Consider the following 16875-nt stretch of genomic DNA (forward strand, 5'->3'; position numbering starts at 1 on the left):
CGTGGCGTGCATCACTTGGCCGATCGGGCTATTCTGCGGGAGCTACCGCTCTGGCCTTGCGCCATGCAGCGTGGGCGTGAGAACCTGCATATTGGTTGCGACTACTTTGATAGGAGTTCGCGAAGTGCATCCACGCCAAGCATGTGCTCGACCAGAAGCTTCTTTAGCTTCGCGTTCTCCTCTTCCAGGGCGTTCAACCGCTTGGCGGCCGAAACGTCCATGCCGCCGAACTTGGCCTTCCAGTCGTAGATCGTCGCTTCGGAGATATTGTGTCTGTGAGCTAGATCAGCCGGTTTCGCACCAGCCCCTTGCTCGTTCAGTATCGCGATAATTTGCTCTTCTGTGAATCTCGGTCGTTTCATCTGTCCGTTCCGCTTTTGCACAGCACTTGCACTCGAAGTGCAGGCAATATGCAATGTGACATCATCTGTCGTCGGCGCCCTTACGAAGCTTGGCTCAAAAACACGCAGTAGATATTCCGAGTTTTCGCGATGTCAGATGGAGCGTTCCATCCTTCTTGCCAAATGGATCGGCGGCTGTGCCCGAAAGTAGAACAACGTCCCAGGATGCGCAGTCGGATAGGAGAGCTGATCGAAGTCATGTCGATAACATTCTCAACGTTGTAACTCTGCCCGATTGTCGAGGCGCCATTGCCGGCTGCCGGAATCAATGTGAGGTTGTTATCGGCAATTCGCTTCGCAACGAGCGGCGTCGCGTCAAACTGGCCGGCTGTGGGATCGCGTTCACACAGACCTTATGTTTGACGTAAGTCGCTGGGATCGGTCGAGGCGCTGGCAGAATTGACAAGGAACGCGCTGGCGAAACAGCGATTGGATCGCAATCGCGTTTCGCGCAATGTGAGGTCGCCGGAAGTTGCGAAGTACGGTTGCATTTGTCAGCATGCGCGGTCGACGGAGAGATTGCCGCGGCGGTTTGGTTGTCATGGCTGCTGTCGCATGAGCGGAACGACGCAGCATTCACAATCAGACTGTTGCGGGTGTTTGGCAGTGAAGCGTCGCAAGAACTGGCCTTAATCGAAATGCTATTTGTCTACCATCGGACGTAGCTCCTCCTCTACGTCGACGTCCGGTAATTCTGCGAGCGCTGCAGCGAGGGCGACAAGCGCTCCGAAAGCCGCGAGCACAAGAGAGCTCGCGAGTATAACGGCAGCAAGATCCTGACGTCGTTTCATCATCTGTGTCGGTGGCTGGGTTGGCGGAGAAGGGCTGTGGTCGCGTCGATCAGTTCTGGTCCAGCGCTTCAACGCGCCCGTCGAGCCAGCGGTAAACCACAAAGCCTGGGCCTGCATTGTCTCCCTTGGTATCAAACCTGACCGGACCAACGGCTGTTTCGATCGGCCGTGAACGGAGTTCGGTTGCGACCCGCGCAGCATTGAGGGAACCGGCCCGCTTCACCGCCTCTGCCCACGCCTGAACTGCGGCATAGGCGTAAAGTGTGTAGCCTTCAGAGGACAGCTCGGAAGCCTTGAGTTTGGCCACGGCGTCGGCCGCATTGGCATTCGTTGCCACGTCGGGCATAAAGGTAAATAGCGTACCGTTTCCCGCGCTGCTGGTGATGCCCCAGAATTCGGAGGTCATCAACGGGTCGTTGGCCATGACGGTAAGGCCGGCCTCTGCTTCTGATGCCTGACGGATGATCAGCCCGATCTCGGTGTGATAACCGCCGATATAGGCGAGGCGTACCCCGTCCTTCTTCAATCTAGAGATCAGCGCCGTATAATCCTTTTCACCGGCTATATAGCTCTGCCGAATGACGTGTTCGCCGAATCCCTGAAGCTGTGCCTCAACCGCATCGGCGATACCTTTGCCGGCGGTGCTCTTGTCGTCGAGCACTGCGATCTTGTCGCTATGGTGTTGTCGGTGAATGTATTCAGCCGCAACGGTGCCCTGCTGGTCGTCGCGGCCGCAGATCCGAAACACGGTCTGGATGCCGCGTTCCGTTAGCTGAGGATTTGTCGAACCAGGTGACAATTGGATGATACCTGCTTCGGCATAGACGTCGGAGGCTGGGATGGACGAAGACGAGCAAAAATGGCCGACAACCAGACGCACCTGAGCCATTGCGAGCTTATTTGCAACGGCGACCGCTTGCTTCGGGTCGCAGGCGTCATCAGCGACACTCAGTATCACCTTGGTGTTGGGAAGCAGGCCCGAAGCGTTCAATGCCTCGACAGCCGCGGCAGCGCCGTTGCGCATCTGCACGCCGAACGCCGCGCTGCTTCCGCTCATTGGGCCGGCCACGGCAATATGAACGTCCGAAGCCCACGCAGTCGAGGCGAGGGCACAGAAAAGGAAGGCTGCACCTGCAGCTGGAGTGTAACGCCTATTCAACACTGCAGAACTCCTAGTGCTCACCTCGATCTAACCCCAACTGTCTGCGGCCAGCACGGGCCCGCCGGTCGAAGGATCGCCAAGCGAAGCATGCGTCAGCTCGGGCAACGACCATGGCGGAGCCTACAATTTGACGTTACGTGCGATTCAAGCCTTTCTTGAACGGGAGCTTCGCTCAATGCATCAGAGAAAGCGGCGGATCGCCAAGACCCTCGCAGAAAATCTGACCGGTGATTGGTAAAGCTGCCGCCGGGCATCAAAGCCGGCGGATCACGCCGAACCGCCATGACGATCGAACCGGCCAAGCGGACTGGTCAAGCCGTCCGAAGCCGCCTTGTGATCTCAGTATGGCTGATCCTCCAGGCCGGTGAGGGCAAGATCGAGATATTGCATGAGGCAGGGATCCCAACCAGCCAAACTGCGTGGGGCGCTTAGGCGTGCGAGGACCTTAAGGATCGTCGAAACCCGAGAATCCGCTCCAGCGATTTCGCCGATCAGCAGGCGCGCGGCAATCGCGACGGCTTTCGCGCGCTCGCCGCAAGGGTGTTCGCCTCTATCCATACAATCGCGGAGGTCGTCCCGAATGCGTCGCCATCGCTCCTCGCGTTCTGCAGCCAACTTGCATGTGCATCGGGATGCTTGACTACGTGTCTCAACCCGCGACATGGCGTCCAAGGTGGCAGGTAGCTCATCCACGCTGACCTGAGCGTCACTGTCGGTCGTCATGTTGCGCAATCGATCTCGCAACAGCGTTGCTCGAGCAACTTGAAGCTCTATACGCTCCAAATGCTTGCGCAATAGGTCGGTCAGTGAAGTCGTTCCCTCCATAGCTTTACGGATCTCGTAAAGGGAGAAGCCGAGCTCACGTAGCGCCCGGATCTGATGAACCCGCTGGACGCTTTCGCGATCGTACATCCGATGGCCGCCGTCCGTACGCTCTGAAGCGGCTAACAGGCCGGTGTGTTCATAATGATGCAGCGTGCGTACCGTCACTCCGGTCGCTTCCGCAAGTTCGCCAATGCGCCATCGACGCCGTCTTGGTGTAGCTTTGCTCATGTTGTTCAATTTCAAAGCCTACAACCTGACGTCACGTTGGGTTCAAGCCATTTCAAAGCTCTAGCTGGATCGTCTTCCATTCCAGCGCAGGTGTGGTGACTATCCTTAGAACGGCGCGGGATCAACCCTGAGGGGAAATGGTGATCAACAGGTTCGTTAAGCATGTCAGCTGGGTATTGCCGGCCGCTGTACGCTCCAAGATGAGTTTGGCGATCGCCGTTCGATTTTCCGGAGTTCGCATTGATGGCGGCAGCGCGGAGACTGCCCTGTCAAAAAGCCTTCCTAAGACAGAAAGCTCTTCGGGATCGAATACTCCACTGTATTGCTCCAACGTAGGGCTCCTTGTTCGTCATTGCGTCGGCATAGCGCACCTCGTCAAGACGTTTGGCCGAGGTGCGGCCAAAAGAAGTCAGACCGGCGGCGCATAGAGACGAAGATGCGATGCGCTCTCGGGTGATGCGACAGAGCAACACGCACGTGCGATGCCTTGCTCGGACGGAGCGAGTCCAATTTTCATATGCACAATCAATCGGCATTGCGCTCGCTGTTCGTAGTGTGGGGTCTCCGACGAGTCCGAACCGTCCGCTCATTGCGAGCGCCACGACCGATTCGCCGTGTTGATGCGATTAGCCGCCGAGCCGATCCTGCTGTCTCGAGAGCGGCGCGGCCGCAAGCCGGGCTTGCAATGCGCCAGCGTAGCTTTGGCGCGAGCACGTAGCGACCTCTCTGTCTCTCAAAGCCGGGCTAATGCTCGAGCGACTGCTTTACGTCGAGCCCGTCGCCGGTGCGAGAAGGACGGCCTCGGGCTTGTGACGGTCGCCAACTATGTGGAGCTTTGACGAGAGACAACGAGTTCGAGCGAGACGATCCGAAAGTGCACGCGCTGGGACACGGTCCGAGTGCCGGGTTCGCTCACCTTTGCCAACGTCCTTACGTTAACGGCGAAACCGATCGTGCGAAGGGGCCGGCATCATCCGCTCGTTCCGAAGCGCTAATGCCGAATGTCTCTTCACGCGCAGTTACCATGCGAGCTGCTTCCTGCAGCAATATTTCTCGCAGCCAGATGCTTTCTGGGTCGCTGTTATTAAGGACAGTCCATTGGACTGCCTCGGTGAAGGTGGGGAATGGCTGGGGAAGGGCGGCAATCCGAAGCGGCGCGGCTCTTTGAAAATGCTTTGCGAGCCTTAAGGGTATGGTCCCTATGCGGTCTGTGCCCGCTAGCAGGGGCGGGATCATGCTGAAGCTCTGCACAAGAATATCGATGCGCCGATTAAGCCCGAGATCGTGCAACAAGGAATCCTCGACGAAGGTCTTGCGTGTGCCTCCGAGCTTGACCGCAACGTGGCCCATCGACAAATACCGATCAAATGTCAACCGCCTCAGTAGGTGACTATTTGTGTGACAGCCCACGCAAACGAGGCTCTCCTCGAACAAGGCCGCTCTGGGGTGCGTACCTGACATGAACAATTCCGGCAGGATGACAAAATCGACCTCGCCGCGCCGAAGTAGCTCATCGTGCTCATCGGTGAGCGTCACCAGCTCGAACCTGACATTGGGTGCTTCTCGCGCGACGCGCTCCACGACGTGGCGGAAGAATACGACGGTTATGAAATCTGAAAGGCAGATCCTGAACCGCCGGTTCGATCGGGCAGGGTCGAAGGCCTCCCGGGCGATGATCGAGTGCTGAATGTGCATCAGCGCCTCACGAACCGGAGCGGCGAGTCCCTCCGCGCGTGGGGTCAGGACAAGTTCTCGTCCTCTCATCACAAACAACTCGTCGCGAAAATAGGCGCGCAGTCGGGCGACAGCTGCACTCATAGCGGGCTGGCTAAGGCTGATCTTACGTGCCGCTGCAGTCAGGCTGCGCTCGGTCATTAGAGCATCGAGCGCGACGAGAAGGTTTAGATCCAGTCCTTTGAAGCGCATATCTTCTTGTCCGGCGCAAACGTGCTTGCGGTGCATAAACGACCGGCCGCGGCTACGTCTGGGGCGGTCTCACCGGCTCGTCCGAATCGGTTTCGTCCCACCTTGCGATCGCGAGATCGCAACAAAGGACAGTTCGGCCGTTGACGGACATCAGAGGCCGGAAACCGTTACAAGCCCGAAGCTAATAGGCTCGCCGCTTCGGCGCGCTTCGTAACAAGACCCGGTCGCTAACTGTTGGCACCAGTCCAAGTTGCTCCGCCAAAGCCGTGAGTTCGGCTGTGCGCCCGGTCGACCGCCGCTTAACGCAGCGCGAGCCAAGGCGCGCAGCCTACAACCTCACGCAGCGTGGGATTCAAGCGAATAATTGAACGTGTCGGACATTTGCGCACCAATAAGGATTATGTACCGCAGCAACGCTGGACGTCCGTTGACCTGTACCGCAGGTATCCCAATCTCAGCCGGAACATTATTAGGCGCTCAACCTGCCAAGCCATCGGGGCGCTTCGTCATCTAACGTCCGGCGTCTGCAACATCGCGCGTCGAGAAATGTAAAGCGTCGGCGAAGAATTAATGGCGTGCCGCCATACGCGAGACGCGGCCGGAATCGCCTTATGCTGAACCTAACATCGCCTGCGAGTAGATGTCTCGAAATTCCCCGATGCGATGTTGGACGCCTCTTCCAACAATATCCGCCTCATCCAAACGCTCGCTGGGTCGGTGTTGTGGAACGCAGGCCATTGCAATGCTTCGGTGAATGTGGGCAGAGGCAAGGGTGGTGCGACAATCCGCACGGGCATCCGCTTTTCGAAGTGCCTAGCGAGTCGCAAAGGCATCGTTCCGATACGGCGGGTGTCCAATATTATGGGTGGGATAAGGCTAAAGCCTTGCACTACCACCTCGATCCGTCTCTTTAGGCCGTGTTCAAGCAAAAACCATTCTTCCAGGTTGGGCCTCAGCGCCCGTCCGAATTTGGCCGTAACGTGACCCATCGAAAGGTATTTTTCGAATGTCAGTTGGCGTGACAGTTGCCTGTTCGTGCGGCATCCCACGCATACGAGAGTCTCGTCGAACAGCGTCGCCTTGGGATGAGCGCTCGACATAAATAACTCCGGCAGAATGAGAAAGTCGACCTGCCCCCGGCGGAGCAACTCGTCGGGCTCATCCGAAAAGGGCAGCAATTCAAAGCGCACAGCCGGGGCTTCCTGTGCGATACGGTCCATAATTCGTCGAAAAAAAACGATTGTCATGAAATCGGAGAGAATGACCCTGAAGCGACGGCTGGACTGAGCAGGGTCGAACGAATCTCGCGAAATAATCGAAATTTGAATGTGCAAGAGGGCCTCTCGAACGGGACCCGCGAGCGCTTCAGCGCCCGGTGTCGGGACGAGCTCTCGACCGCGCATCGTGAAAAGTTCATCGCCGAAGTAGGTGCGCAGCCGCGCGATTGCCGCGCTCATAGCGGGCTGGCTCAGGTTAATTTTACGCGCCGCGGCGGTGAGGTTGCGCTCGGTCATCAGAGCATCGAGCGCAACGAGCAGGTTTAGATCGAGTCCTTTGAATCGCATCTTTTGAGTCTATCCATCGTGTGGATGCATTCCATCGAAACAATCGATTTTACCAAACTGCGGGATGTTGGATAGCAAACATCAGTTTAGAAAATGGTCGGAACACCAGGATGGCTGTGGGTCGTGCGCGGGCTCTGGACAACCTTGAACGCGAGCGGCTGCTGTCGGCTTCTTGGGCGGCTATTCAACGCGAAGGCGTACGAGTGGCGTCGGTCGTGACCAGCGCAACCCGCGTATCCGTCGCAACGCGAAGCGCTCGGTAAACCTTCGTATGTGTATTCCAACCCTTTCCATATCGGCGGTTTACCCGCGTACACTTGAGGGCCGGATCAGCATCGCCCTAGTGTCGCGATACAGCGGCAGGCGCAGATCGCGAATGCCAAATAGATCTGGCGACAGTCCATTGGCTCGACTGTCAATCGCATTCGGGGCGTGTCAAAGATGCATGAGAACCAAGTTGATCTGGTGTCATTGGGACGCTCCCTCAACGAGGTGGTCCGCATCGATGGTCCGGTTACTAGCGGCAAAGCGCCGATGGCCGCCATAGACGAGGCAGAAGGGCTCCATGGTGCAGATAACATCTGCACGATCAAATCGCCCCATCCGTACGCCTTCGGCACAGCATTCGGTCGGAATGACAAGCCTCAACGGAGCGATCAGCTGATCGCTCACAGAGGCGTCACCCCAAGCGATCTGCTCCGGCGCGGGCGCGCAAAGGAGAACTGGCATCCAACAAAACGCGACGGCGCATTTCTCGATCGATCTGCGTCCGGTGAGTGAGTTCGCGTGACTGAGCCCGCTCTCGAAATGACTCGCGTAGGAAAGCCTGCCATGGACATTGTCGCATCTCGGACCGCGGAAGCTCCTTCTGCGCGCACTCAAGTTCATTGGAGCGTTCGCTGGGAAAACGACCTGCGGCTTACCGAGCATGCCGAGCTCGCCGAATTTTTTCGCAAGAGTTACGGGCCGACCGGTGCTTTCAATGCGCAGCCGTTTGAAGGCAACAGAAGTTGGGCCGGCGCCAGGCCTGAGGTCCGCGTGATTGGTCGCGACGCCCATGGTGTAGCTGCTCACGTCGGACTACTGCGCCGCTTCATCAAGATTGGTGCTGTCGATCTACTCGTGGCTGAACTTGGGCTGTATGCCGTGCGGCCGGATCTCGAGGGACTGGGAATCAGCCACGCGATGCGGGTGATGTATCCTATGCTGCACGAACTTGGAGTCCCGTTCGGCTTCGGGACGGTCCGGCCCGCGCTTGAGAAGCATCTTACCCGACTGGTGCAAAGACAGGGCCTCGCGACCCTCATGTCGGGCCTTCGCGTCCGCTCCACGCATCCGGATGTCTATCCCAATCTGTCGCCGATCCGCATCGAAGAGGTGATCGTGGTGGTGTTCCCGGTTCAAAGCGCGATCAGCGAGTGGCCCGCCGGCGCAATGATCGATCGGAACGGGCCCGAGCTGTGAAAGAACTTGTCCCCGTGTCTGCCGTTCCTTGCGACTACGCTGATGTAAGCGGAAGCTTCCCTGTCTATTTGACCTTTGACGATGGGCCAAATCCGTTCTGCACGCCAGAGGTTCTCGATGTGTTGACGCAACATCGGGTGCCAGCAACGTTCTTTGTGATCGGTACCTACGCAGCCGAGCAGCCCGAGCTCATTCGGCGGATGATCGCGCAAGGCCACGAGGTGGCGAACCACACGATGACGCATCCGGACCTGTCCAGATGCGGGCCGGCTCAGGTGCGCGGTGAGGTGCTAATGGCCAGCGAGGCGATTCGTTCGGCATGTCGGCAGGCTGCGCCCAGGCACATGCGGGCCCCCTACGGTAAATGGACCGAAGAGGTGCTCGCTACGTCGGCGCAGGCTGGCCTTAAGGCTGTGCACTGGTCGGTCGATCCGAGAGATTGGTCCCAGCCCGGGGTGGACAGAATTGTAACTTCGGTACTCGGAGCCGTTCGACCGGGTTCAATTGTTCTCCTGCACGACGGATATCCTCCTGATGAGGACGGGCCGTGCGCTGATGCAACTCGGCGAGACCAGACGGTTAGAGCGCTCTCTTACCTAGTTCCAGCACTACAACGCCGCGGCTTCGTGATCCGCCCGCTCCCTCAGCTTCACTGAACAACAACTGGCACCCTATGGACCTGCTCGCTACAACCAGCGCCGTCGCGGTTTCGTCTTACGCGCTGCTCTCGACCATCTACAAAAGCGCGCAGGCGCTGTATGCGCGGCGGGGGAATGCCCCATCGTTGCGGAACGATGTGGGACAATCCGCGCTGGCTCTGCCAAGTGTGGATATTATCGTGCCTTGCTTCAACGAGAAACCGGACACGCTCGCGCAGTGTTTGGAGTCGCTCGCCAGGCAAGACTACGAAGGAGAGCTGCGGGTCTATGTGGTCGACGATGGCTCGGCAAATCGCGACGTTGTGGGACCTGTACATAAGATCTATGCCAACGATGCGCGCTTCAGCATCATCTTGCTTGCCAGGAATGTTGGCAAGCGGAAAGCGCAGATCGCCGCAATACGCGGCTCGTCCGGTGACTTGGTGCTTAACGTCGATTCGGATACGATACTGGCCGCCGACGTGGTCGCCAAGCTAGCGGCGAAGATGCGGGACCCCGACATTGGTGCCGCGATGGGCCAGCTGGTAGCGAGCAATCGCAACGATACATGGCTGACCAGTCTGATCGACATGGAATACTGGTTGGCGTGCAACGAAGAGCGCGCGGCGCAAGCTCGGTTCGGTGCGGTCATGTGCTGTTGCGGTCCATGTGCGATGTATCGTCGCTCTGCTCTTGCCCTGCTGCTTGATCAATACGAAACGCAATTCTTTCGCGGCAAGCCGAGTGATTTCGGCGAAGATCGCCATCTGACGATTCTCATGCTCAAGGCGGGATTTCGAACCGAGTATGTTCCGGACGCGATTGCGGCAACAGTTGTCCCTGACACTCTCGGGCCATACCTGCGTCAGCAGCTGCGCTGGGCGCGCAGCACCTTTCGCGATACGTTTCTCGCATTGCGTCTGCTGCCGGAGCTCGATGGCTACCTCACACTGGACGTTGTCGGGCAGAATCTTGGCCCACTGCTACTCGCCCTTTCAGCACTGGCTGCGCTTGCCGAGCTTGCAGTCGGCGGATCTGTACCCTGGTGGACAGGCTTGACAATTGCGGCGATGACGATGGTTCGGTGCAGTGTAGCTGCACTTCGGGCGGGGGAATTGCGATTTCTCGGCTTCTCGCTCCACACACCGATAAACATCTTTCTTCTACTGCCACTCAAAGCGTATGCCCTTTGTACATTGAGCAACAGCGATTGGCTGTCGCGCACGATCGTCAACGAGCCAACTGAAGGAGATGAGCAGGCGGTCATGCCGGTGCCGAACAGCGCAGCAGGTCCTGTGGCTACAGGAGTGGCTTCTGGCACAATTCCGAAGCCGGCGGTTCCTCACCGTCCATCGCGCTTGGCGGCGCCGGAGAGCATTTGCGGTCGGAAACGATCGAGCGCGTATAAGTAGGTCGATCGGCGCATGACTGTGTACAAGAACCATCAATTACTGGAACGCGAACTCGCTGTGGATGATCCATGGCATCTCGACAGCAATGCGTTCGAGCAGGAACGGTACGCGCAAATGCTCCGGATGTCGTCATGCAATGGGGGTGTCGAGCATGCCCTCGAAGTCGGATGCGCAGCCGGGGCATTCACGGAAATGCTTGCACCGCGTTGCCAACGCCTAACGGTGGTCGATGTCATGCCGCAGGCGATCGAACGAGCGCGCCTGCGGACCGGGCATCGGTCACACATAAATTGGATTGCGTGCAATATTCAGCAGTTTTCGACCACAGAGAAGTTCGATCTGATCATCGTCGCCGAGGTTCTCTACTATCTCAATGACGTTTCCGAGATGCACGCGGCGGTCCGCAACCTGGTGAGCATGCTTGCCCCAGACGGCGCTCTGGTGTTCGGGTCCGCGCGTGATGCCACCTGTCGACACTGGGGTCATGCCGCTGGTGCCGAGACGGTGATCTCTCTCTTCAAAGAGAGCCTGTTGGAGGTGGAGCGTCTGCACTGCCAAACCACGTCGGTCAACGAAGACTGCTTGCTCGTCCTGTTCCGGAAGTCGGGGCAGTCGTTAAAACACTCAATTGTCGGTCATTAGATCAGGGGGTCGTATGCGCATCTGCGGCATCAAATTAACACATGACGGCGCAATTGCTCTCGTCGAGGACGGGCGGCTCGTCTTTTGCACCGAGCAGGAAAAGCGCGGCAACAACCCGCGCTATCAATCCATCGACAACCTCGATGATGTCGTGCGTGCGTTAGCGGAGCATGGTCTTGATCCGCGAGACATTGATCAGTTCGTCATCGATGGCTGGGATGGAGAGATCGAGTCGCGGTTCCAGGTCCTTAGTGGGGCGGTGCCGATCACGCTGAAAGGGGGGCCATATGTCGAGCGTCATGCTGAGGGCCTTCTTGATTCCGTCGAAGGCTTTGGCCTGATCCTCGGCGACAAGGTCTTTCCCTATAAAAGTTACCCGCACGTCACGGGCCACGTTGCGTCGGCCTATAGCACCAGCCCCTTTGCCAGTACTGGAAAACCCGCGTTCTGTCTGGTATGGGACGGCTCCATCTTTCCCCGGCTTTACTATGTCGAGCCTCGCGGCGCGCGGCTCGTGGGATCCCTGTTTCCCATGATTGGTCAGCTCTATGCTGCCGCCGGCCTTCACTTCGGGCCATACAGGCAGCCGAACCGCACCAGCTGGGATTTGGGCATCGCCGGCAAGCTGATGGCGTACATCGCGCTCGGCTCTGTCGACGAAGGCGTTGTCGCAGTGTTTCAAGAGCTCTACGAGAAGCGCTTCGCCGCGGACACGGAGCAGGCTCGTCGCTACCGCGCAGACATCCACAATCCGGAAGCATTACTTGCGGCCACGCACGAGTTTTTCGAGACAAGCGCATTGCGCCTTACGGGCAAACGAGCGGAGGACATCCTTGCCTCGTTCCATATGTTCCTGGAACGTCTTCTGGTTCGGGAAATCGCGATGGTTCTGTTGCAGCACTCCTCTCTCCCGGGCGCACGAAATCTATGTGTGGCAGGTGGGTGCGGTCTCAACATCAAGTGGAATAGTGCGCTTCGCGCGACGGGCCTGTTCGATGAGGTGTGGGTACCGCCTTTCCCGAATGACAGTGGCTCGGCAATAGGTGCTGCTTGCGCGGCGATGGCGGCGCGAAATGGGTTTGGACCGTTGGAATGGTCTGTTTACAGCGGTCCGGCTCTGCAGGCCTCCGAGGGGTTGCCGGAATGGGAGGCCGAGCCGTGCAGTCTGCGTGAGCTTGCCGCCATTCTCGCCGACAACAAGCCGGTAGTGTTCCTGTCCGGGCGCGCCGAGCTGGGTCCGCGAGCGTTGGGCGGCAGAAGTATTCTGGCGGCTCCGACGTCACCGGCGATGAAGGATCATCTCAACGACATTAAGTGTCGTGAGCACTTCCGACCGGTGGCGCCGATCTGCTTGGAGGATCGCGCGCCAGAGATATTCAACCCAGGTGCGCCGGACCCCTACATGCTGTTCGATCATCAGACCAGGGCGGAATGGTGCGACAAGATCCCCGCTGTCATTCATCTGGACGGTTCGGCGCGACTGCAGACAATCTCCCGCAGCTCTCCACACAAAGTCGCTGAGCTTCTCATCGAATTCGAGCGCCTTACGGGGCTTCCGTTGCTCTGCAACACGAGCGCGAACCTGAACGGGCGCGGATTCTTTCCGGACGCCGCGGCGGCCTGTCAATGGGGGCGCGTTGAGCATGTGTGGTGTGATGGCCAGCTCTGGACCAAGCCGGTCGTAAGGAAGCAACCGCCGGCTAAACGGCTCCAGTCGGCCTAAGATGAATATGTCCACGGTAGCAATCGACCTTGCCGGCGTCAGAAAGTCATTTGGCGGCAGAATTATCGTCGATGAACTGTCGTTCTCGGTTGCCCGCGGAGAGTGCTTTGGTCTACTCGGGCCAAATGGAGCCGGCAAGAGCACGATCGCCCGTATGCTCCTCGGCATGATCTCGCCGGACGCAGGCAAGATAATGATACTCAATGAACCTGTACCGGCGCGCGCGCGTGTCGCGCGCATGCGGGTCGGTGTCGTACCACAGTTCGACAACCTTGAGCTTGAGTTTACCGTACGCGAGAATCTGCTGGTGTTTGGTCGCTATTTCGGCATGAGCGCCCGCAAGATCGAAGCCGTCGTACCATCGTTGCTCGAGTTCGCGCGGCTCGAAACCAAGGCAGACGCACGGGTCTCAGAACTGTCGGGTGGCATGAAGCGGCGACTGACCTTGGCACGCGCGCTAATAAATGACCCGCATCTGCTCGTGATGGACGAGCCGACGACTGGTTTGGATCCGCACGCCCGCCACCTGATTTGGGAGCGTCTGCGAGTTCTACTTGCGCGGGGCAAGACGATTTTCTTGACTACTCACTTTATGGAAGAGGCCGAACGCCTGTGCGATCGGCTGTGTGTCCTCGAGGGTGGACGCAAGATCGCCGAAGGCAAGCCAGATGTGCTAATCGACGAGCATATCGGCTGCAACGTGGTCGAAATCTATGGAGGTGATCCACATCAGCTCCGCGAGCTGATCAGGCCCCATGCGCGGCACATAGAAGTGAGTGGAGAGACGCTCTTCTGTTATGCGCCATATCCGGAGCAGGTCCGCGTGGAACTGCGGGGGCGAGCGGGACTTCGTGTTCTGCAGCGCTCCCCAAATCTCGAAGACGTGTTTTTGCGGCTGACCGGGCGCGAGATGGAGAAGTGACTGATGGGTGAAAGTTATGCGGCGGTGATGCCCACTAACGCGTACAACTGGATCGCGGTATGGCGTCGGAACTTCCTCGCATGGAAGAAAGTTGCGCTTGCATCGATTCTCGGAAACCTCGCAGATCCCTTGACCAATCTGTTTGGCCTCGGCTTTGGCCTTGGGCTGATCGTGGGGCGCGTTGAGGGGACGTCGTACATCGCGTTCCTTGCGGCAGGCATGGTCGCGACCAGTGCCATGACGTCCGCGACCTTTGAAACCATGTATGCAGCCTTTGCACGCATGGACGCCAAGCGTACCTGGGAAGCAATCCTCTTCACTGAGCTCACGCTTGGCGATATCGTTTTGGGTGAACTGGTGTGGGCGGCCAGTAAGTCCGTTCTGGCCGGAACAGCGATCGGGATCGTCGCTGTCACGCTGGGTTATGCATCCTGGCTATCCGTTCTGTATGCGATGCCAGCAATCGCCCTTACTGGCCTTGTCTTCGGCAGCCTGGCCATGGTCGTCATATCTCTTGCGCCAAGTTACGATTACTTCGTGTTTTACCAGACGCTTGTCCTCAGTCCTATGGTGTTTTTGTGTGGCGTGGTCTTTCCGACGAGCCAACTGCCCGGCTCATTTCAGCATTTCGTCGGCTTGTTGCCTCTCGCACATTCGGTCGACCTTATTCGCCCAGCGATGCTCGAACGCGGTGTCGACAGTGCTGCCCTGCATGTCGCTGCGCTTTGCGTTTACACGGTCGTGCCCTTTTTTGCGTCGATAGCAGTATTTCGGCGCCGTCTGCTGCGTTGACGTGAGTTCAGCGAGAATGGAGAAATTCACAGTCACGATGCGTCGTGCGGTAGCTCGGGATGACCTGGTCTGTCGCAGCGGCCGCTGCAATGGACTTGAGAGGCCGCGATCGAGCAACGTCTCCGGCCGTCTGTTCGGTCGATCGGTGCGGACGGCGGCACCGTGACTTTCTGAGCGCCTGTCGCTAGGCGCCGAGACGGAATTGCAAAAGTTGTATTGTGTTGTCTGGCCCGCGCACCCGACGGAGCGTGACCGCACAGATTGGATAGGTGGAACGCAGTTGTCGTTCCCGCCATGATCAAATGGAGAGTTGGATGTTGTGCCTGGGACTAAGTGGTGGTCTTGACAGAATCTATGAAAGATCGCCGGAGCTGCCGAGTACATTTCTTCACGATGGCGCTGCGGTCCTTGTGCAGGATGGCCGCGTGATTGCTGCCGTCGAAGAGGAGCGCCTCAACCGCGTCAAGCACTCCAACAAGTTGCCGAGCAACTCCATCCGATACTGCCTTTCTACCGCAGGAGTTGAACTCGGCGAGATCGACCGTATCGCGTTCTACGCGACTGAAGCCTACTGCAATACAATGCTCGAGCGTCTTTCTGTTTCCAAGCCCGTTCCGTTGGACGCCAAACTGTTGATGCGCCAGCTGCTGGCACGGGAGTTTGACGCCGACATCGATCCGTCGCGGCTTTCCTTCGTAAATCACCACGAAGCGCATGCCATGAGCGCGTTTGCCATGTCCGGGTTCGAAAAAAGTCTCATTTTTACGATCGACGGTAGTGGAGATTTTCTCTCCGGCTTATTGGCGGTGGGGTCTGGCATCGAAATTGCGCAACTTGCAAGCTTCCCGGAACGTAACTCCTTGGGGCTGTTCTATCTCGAGACGATCCGATATCTCGGCTACGGATTGTTCGACGAGTACAAAGTGATGGGGCTTGCCCCGTATGGTGATCCCGCTCCCTATCGCGAACTCTTCGCGCAGTTCTACGAGTTGTTGGACAAGGGTGGCTATCGCGTTCACCTGGATCGGATCGCTCCGGCCCTGGTCCGCCACATCGAGGTTCGGCGAAAAGGAATGCCATTCACCCAACAACATCGAGATGTCAGCGCTTCGCTGCAGGAGGCGCTGGAGCGGATTGTGTTTCACATCCTGCGGCACCATCGTGAAGCGACAGGCATGACACGCTTGTGCCTGGCTGGAGGGGTAGCCCATAATTGCACGCTGAACGGTAAGCTGCTTTATTCCGGGCTATTTGACGACATCTTTGTTCAACCCGCGGCGCACGATGCCGGTTGTGCGCTGGGCGCTGCATTGATCGTGTCAAACGAGCTGGGCAGGCCGGCGCCGCGTGAGCGACTGTCGGGCGTCTATTGGGGGCCCGATCTCGGCAACGAGCAAGCCATAGAGCGTGAGCTCAACGCATGGTCAGGCCACCTCGACATTCAACGAAGTGATGACATAGCATCCAGTGCGGCAGACTGGATGGCAAATGGCGCTGTAATCGGCTGGGTTCAGGGCCGCTCTGAGTTCGGCCCACGTGCGCTTGGTAACCGCAGCATTCTTGCGGACCCGCGGCCAACCGATAACAAGAACCGAATTAACGAGATGGTCAAAAAGCGCGAGAGTTATCGTCCGTTTGCGCCGTCTGTACTGGTTGAGGATGCGAGCGAGTTTTTCGAGCTTCCAGGCGGCACGAGGGAGCTGCCGTTCATGAACTTTGTGGTTCGCGTGCGTGAAGCCCAGCGTAGCGTGCTCGGTGCGATTACGCACGTTGACGGGACCGCTCGGCTGCAAACGGTGTCGCGCGAGACCAACCCCGCTTATTGGGATTTAATCAACGCGTTCAAGAAGCGAACTGGAATACCGATCCTTCTAAACACGTCGTTTAACAACAATGCCGAGCCGATCGTTGATTCGGTGTCAGACGCAATCGTTACGTTCTTGACAACCGATTTAGACGGACTTGTGGTCGGGCCGTTCCTGGTCAAGAAGCGGACGGCAACATTGCAGGATTGGAGTGCACTGGGCGTTTCATTGCCACCCTATGCATCGCTACATCGTGTCCGCTCTCACGTAGCGGTCGATCGGCAGGAGACGGTCTGCGAGATCCGCACGGGACCTTCCACCCGCGATAGTATGCGCATCTCACAGGAGCTTTTCGAGATCTTGATGCGGGTCGAGGGCGAGGCGTCGCTCGGCGGGCTGCTCGACGCAACCATGCTGGGCCAGGCCAGGCGTGAAGATCTCGTGAAGGAATTGCGCCTCGTGTGGGAGCTGCGAGGCATCCGTCTGCATCCGCCGCGCGCAGCTTGCGGCCGCAACACAGTGTAAAGGGAAACATAGCCGGAACTCGTGAGCATGGCCATGCCGATGCCTGCATGGAGG

Annotated in this window: 13 protein-coding genes and 1 pseudogene; 9 read left to right on the plus strand and 5 right to left on the minus strand. The window is 58.3% G+C overall.

Going from position 1 to position 16875, the window contains the following annotated elements; translation table 11 throughout:
• Positions 1 to 104 precede the first annotated feature (104 nt).
• The 5 genes and pseudogenes from ACVI1L_RS24905 to nodD1 form a co-directional block, all read right to left on the minus strand.
• A pseudogene (locus ACVI1L_RS24905) lies at positions 105 to 362 on the minus strand (transposase); the annotation flags it as partial.
• 879 nt (positions 363 to 1241) lie between these two features.
• Positions 1242 to 2249 carry a branched-chain amino acid ABC transporter substrate-binding protein gene (locus ACVI1L_RS24910; RefSeq protein WP_456784097.1) on the minus strand — a complete coding sequence of 336 codons (1008 nt, stop codon included), beginning with the start codon at positions 2247 to 2249 and terminating at the stop codon, positions 1242 to 1244.
• Between the two features lie 444 nt (positions 2250 to 2693).
• Entirely contained in the window at positions 2694 to 3407 is a 714-nt protein-coding gene (locus ACVI1L_RS24915) for a MerR family transcriptional regulator (protein ID WP_456785606.1), read from the minus strand.
• A gap of 930 nt (positions 3408 to 4337) precedes the next feature.
• Positions 4338 to 5333 (minus strand): LysR family transcriptional regulator, encoded by a 996-nt coding sequence (locus ACVI1L_RS24920; protein WP_456784098.1) that lies wholly within the window; start codon positions 5331 to 5333, stop codon positions 4338 to 4340.
• Positions 5334 to 5953: 620 nt separating this feature from the next.
• Positions 5954 to 6898: a transcriptional regulator NodD1 gene (gene nodD1, locus ACVI1L_RS24925; RefSeq protein ID WP_456784099.1), complete on the minus strand. Its 945-nt coding sequence runs from the start codon at positions 6896 to 6898 to the stop codon at positions 5954 to 5956.
• Positions 6899 to 7339: 441 nt separating this feature from the next.
• Between nodD1 and ACVI1L_RS24930 the strand changes: the two genes are divergently transcribed.
• From ACVI1L_RS24930 to ACVI1L_RS24970, 9 genes are all read left to right on the plus strand, one after another.
• Positions 7340 to 7678 carry a hypothetical protein gene (locus tag ACVI1L_RS24930; RefSeq protein ID WP_253640612.1) on the plus strand — a complete coding sequence of 113 codons (339 nt, stop codon included), beginning with the start codon at positions 7340 to 7342 and terminating at the stop codon, positions 7676 to 7678.
• A gap of 51 nt (positions 7679 to 7729) precedes the next feature.
• On the plus strand, positions 7730 to 8362 hold the full coding sequence (locus tag ACVI1L_RS24935) for a NodA family N-acyltransferase (RefSeq protein ID WP_253640611.1): 633 nt from the start codon (positions 7730 to 7732) through the stop codon (positions 8360 to 8362).
• Positions 8359 to 9018, plus strand: a complete 660-nt coding sequence (gene nodB / locus ACVI1L_RS24940; RefSeq protein ID WP_375162633.1) for a chitooligosaccharide deacetylase NodB — start codon at positions 8359 to 8361, stop codon at positions 9016 to 9018. Before ACVI1L_RS24935 ends, nodB begins: the two co-directional genes overlap by 4 nt.
• A 17-nt stretch (positions 9019 to 9035) precedes the next feature.
• Entirely contained in the window at positions 9036 to 10412 is a 1377-nt protein-coding gene (gene nodC, locus ACVI1L_RS24945; RefSeq protein WP_456784100.1) for a chitooligosaccharide synthase NodC, read from the plus strand.
• 12 nt (positions 10413 to 10424) lie between these two features.
• Positions 10425 to 11054, plus strand: coding sequence for a nodulation methyltransferase NodS (gene nodS / locus ACVI1L_RS24950; protein WP_253640609.1), 630 nt, complete (start codon positions 10425 to 10427; stop codon positions 11052 to 11054).
• Between the two features lie 13 nt (positions 11055 to 11067).
• Positions 11068 to 12777, plus strand: coding sequence for a nodulation protein NodU (gene nodU, locus ACVI1L_RS24955; protein WP_456784101.1), 1710 nt, complete (start codon positions 11068 to 11070; stop codon positions 12775 to 12777).
• 1 nt (position 12778) lies between these two features.
• A complete protein-coding gene (gene nodI / locus ACVI1L_RS24960) occupies positions 12779 to 13699 on the plus strand; it encodes a nodulation factor ABC transporter ATP-binding protein NodI (protein WP_253640607.1) in 921 nt (306 codons plus the stop codon).
• A 3-nt stretch (positions 13700 to 13702) separates the two neighbouring features.
• Positions 13703 to 14491 carry an ABC transporter permease gene (locus ACVI1L_RS24965; protein ID WP_253640606.1) on the plus strand — a complete coding sequence of 263 codons (789 nt, stop codon included), beginning with the start codon at positions 13703 to 13705 and terminating at the stop codon, positions 14489 to 14491.
• Positions 14492 to 14805: 314 nt separating this feature from the next.
• Entirely contained in the window at positions 14806 to 16821 is a 2016-nt protein-coding gene (locus ACVI1L_RS24970; protein WP_456784102.1) for a carbamoyltransferase family protein, read from the plus strand.
• The last annotated feature ends 54 nt before the right edge of the window (positions 16822 to 16875 follow it).

The organism is Bradyrhizobium sp. USDA 4516 (assembly GCF_054055915.1).